The organism is Dyadobacter sp. CY327 (genome assembly GCF_021390415.1).
Taxonomy (GTDB): Bacteria; Bacteroidota; Bacteroidia; order Cytophagales; family Spirosomataceae; genus Dyadobacter; species Dyadobacter chenhuakuii.
Genome location: NZ_JAJUXJ010000016.1, coordinates 1 through 648, shown reverse-complemented (window position 1 = coordinate 648; position 648 = coordinate 1). Strand labels below are relative to the sequence as shown.

At 44.9% G+C, this 648-nt stretch carries 1 pseudogene; it reads right to left on the bottom strand.

The window, feature by feature from the left end:
* Positions 1–648: pseudogene (locus tag LZG74_RS26165) on the bottom strand (fatty acid desaturase); the annotation flags it as partial.

Genomic DNA, 648 nt, shown 5'->3' with positions numbered 1-648 from the left:
TTAAACCTTTTGATTTTGCAAATATGGCGTATGGTATCGCTTTAAAAAATCCTGCTTTGAATCCTTGTAGCTGGTAACTGCGCCAATCATATACATAAATTTGATATAGTACCATGCTAAGTCAACCTGGTAAGGCTTAAAACCGCTACGTGCACTCTTGGGGTACAAATGGTGGTTATTATGCCATTCGCCTGCAACGATACCGGGCCAAACCTGGTTTATAGATTGATCTTTTGTGTTAAAGTCTACGCCGACAACTTGCAGATTCTTGCCTTTACCATGCCCTTCATAATTAAACGTACGTACGCCAACGGCCCAAAAGCCGGCAGCACCAAAAAGGCAACAAGCCAGTGCATGCCCCCCAACAGCATAGAACAAAAAGTACCAAAACGACCAGTTTAGCAGCCAGGCAAAAAGTGCCTGACCTGGGTGAACGTAAGAGCCCCATTTTTGATATTGCTTGTAGGAATTGCCTTCAACGCCTGTATGTTTCATAAGCAGTCTTACACGGTTGTAATCCGCTTCACTCAGCTCTTTTGCAATGGGCTGATGGTTGACATCGGCCAGAAAGCAGTAAAGGAAACCAGCCCGTGCATTATAGGGATCGCCTGGCTGGTCAGATTTGGCATGATGGACATGATGGGAAAT